The organism is Rhizobium sp. BR 317 (assembly GCF_047445835.1).
Taxonomy (GTDB): Bacteria; Pseudomonadota; Alphaproteobacteria; order Rhizobiales; family Rhizobiaceae; genus Rhizobium; species Rhizobium paranaense.
On sequence record NZ_JARWLB010000081.1, the window covers coordinates 1 to 2,658 of the forward strand.

Sequence of the window (2,658 nt, forward strand, 5' to 3'; positions counted from 1 at the left end):
GACGTGTACTTGGCAGTGCGACGCTACCTCCAAGTTACGAGCAACTGGGTCCACGTTTTTTTGAAGTAGCGAAAAGCCAACTTTGGCCAGGGGCGGAAAAACACACCCAGTGGCCGGGTGGTGAGCTTCCTGCCGATCGCTTCATGGCGAGCCAGGGGCCAATGGCAACAAGTCTCGCCGCAAGCCAAGAGCACGTGGAAGTTATCGCGCAGGGGCTTTTTAGCATGGTCGGGGACACAGTTTTGGTCAGCCACTCCGCTGGTGCGCCGTGCGGATGGGCATTGGCGGCGATTGGCGGTCCATTGGTGAAGGCTATTGTTGCAGTGGAGCCACTGGGCTGTCCTGGCTTCCAACATCCCCTTGGCCAATTTTCGCACGGTCTCAACGCCGCGCCCCTTTCCKGGGAACATGATCCGTTCATTCGGCCGATCGCGGTTGTATCAGGTGAAGCAAGCTGGATGCGTGAGGCAAATGCACAAGCCGTAGAATATATCCGGGGTCGGGGAAACGCCGTCGACCATATTCGGCTTGAGGAGAAGGGCATCTTCGGGAATGGTCACATGTTAATGTCTGAGTATAACTCGGACGATATTGCCCGTGAGATTATCGAATGGCTCAACGATCGCGTGAGCTGAGCCATTCTCATTTTCGTTGGCAGTTAATACTGCGTTCTTAGTTAGACTGACTCGTTGGTCATTCTTTTGGTGATAGCCCTCGAACCTTTCGGATTGCAGGTGCTTGTTGGAGGATTGTKAATGGAAAATCTTATCGCGCAAGTTGAGTCCTTTATGGAAACGTTTAATACGCGAGACTTCTCGAAGACGCTCGATTTCTTCACCGACGCTAGCGTATACGTGGACCCTTTCGGCGTCCAACACAGTGGACGCGCGGCAATTGGACAAGCGCTTGCGCCGAGTGACGATTTTTTGAACGCCTCCACACAATACAACGTTACTTCCACATCGATCGACGAGCGCACCTCGACTGCGATCGTCACATKGACCTTAGTCATAACAGCCGACGGCAATAGCTCTGCCATCGATGGGCTAGATATTCTTCGCTTCCGCGAGGGAAAAATMGCCGTTAAAAATGCGTTTTGTAAGGCGCGCGAGATTTCGACCCGTACGGTAGCACCGACGGTTTCTGAGGCTTAACTTCTCCCCATTTGGAATTGTTAACCCACCCGCCGATAGCGCCTTCCCGCGTAGCCTACGGCTATACCCATGACTATCAAAGCACCAATTGGAGCGTCTCTAATGCGAGATCCACGTTATGACATCCTTTTTGAGCCCGTTCAGATTGGTCCCGTCAGKACCAAGAACCGGTTCTACGTTGTCCCGCATGCTCTAAGCATGGGCATGTCCTCCATCGATKGAATGATMGCCTATCGAAGAGCTCGAGCCGAAGGAGGGTGGGGCGTCGTATGCTTGGAAGAAACGATGATCCATCAAACCTCTGACCATGCCCCGTTGCCGGACMCCTGTTTTTACAGTGACAGTCATGTCCCTCAACTAGCCCGCGTTGCCGCAGCCGTGAAAGAACATGGTGCGTTGGCTGGGGTGGAACTCGCACATGCGGGTGCGTCGGGACCGGCCGCTTCTMATCGCGAGCATCCATTATCTCCCACCGCGAAATTTCCTCACTACTATTACAACCCGATAACAGCCCGCACGATCGACAAACAAGATATTGCCCAATTCAGACGCTGGTACCGCGATGCGGCAGTCCGCGCCAAATCGGCCGGTTTCGACATCGTATATGTCTACTGCGCTCACAATTTGTCCCTTCTGCAAGACTTCCTTGATGTGAAAACAAACAAGAGAACCGACGAATACGGCGGCGTCTTCGAAAATCGCGTTCGACTCCTTCGCGAAACACTTTCTGATGTGAAGGACGCGGTTGGTGACACCTGCGCAGTTGCAGTTCGATTTGCKGTGGAAGACCGACGACGGGCATCTAATATTACCGCGCTTGAAGACGGGCGGCGCGTTGTTGAAGCACTTTCGGACGTCCCTKACCTGTGGGACGTCAATGTAAGCGACTGGCCATGGGATAGCGGAAGCAGTCGCTTCTTCGAAGAAGGGCAGCAAGAACCGTTCATCGACTTTGTGAAGAAGGTGACGAACAAACCCGTTGTAGGCGTCGGACGATTTACGTCGCCTGACGCGATGGTAAGCCAGATTAAGCGAGGAGTGCTGGATTTAATCGGGGCAGCACGACCTTCGATAGCCGATCCCTTCTTGCCAAACAAGATAAACGAAGGTCGCCACGATGATATTCGTGAGTGCATAGGATGTAACGCTTGCACAGCGGAGGTCATGACATACGTCCGTATTCGCTGTACGCAGAACCCGTCAGCAGGAGAAKAACATACGTTGGGCTGGCATCCCGAAAATGTTCCTCCCGCAGATKACCCGTCTAAGACGATTCTTGTTGTAGGTGGGGGTCCCGCGGGTCTCKAAGCAGGTCACACACTTGCAAAACGCGGTTACCAGGTTTCTATCGCAGACGGAGGATCGGAGTGGGGGGGACGGCTTGTGCGGGAGCGTAAAATGCCTCGCTTGAGTGCCTGGGGGCGCGTGGTGGACTACCGTGTTGGGCAACTGCAGACGATGCCAAATGCAAACATGTATCTTAACAGCGTCCTTACTGCGGACG

The 2,658-nt window shown here is 53.9% G+C and carries 2 protein-coding genes and 1 pseudogene; all 3 read left to right on the top strand.

The window, feature by feature from the left end; all coding sequences use genetic code 11:
• Positions 1-635: pseudogene (locus QD357_RS31755) on the top strand (hypothetical protein); the annotation flags it as partial.
• A 120-nt stretch (positions 636-755) separates the two neighbouring features.
• The gene (locus QD357_RS31760) at positions 756-1,154 is read left to right on the top strand and encodes a nuclear transport factor 2 family protein (protein WP_414125963.1); all 399 of its coding nucleotides are present in this window, start codon (positions 756-758) and stop codon (positions 1,152-1,154) included.
• Between the two features lie 102 nt (positions 1,155-1,256).
• Positions 1,257-2,658 (top strand): NAD(P)-binding protein (locus tag QD357_RS31765; RefSeq protein ID WP_414125965.1); only part of this gene is annotated, 1,402 nt, incomplete at its 3' end.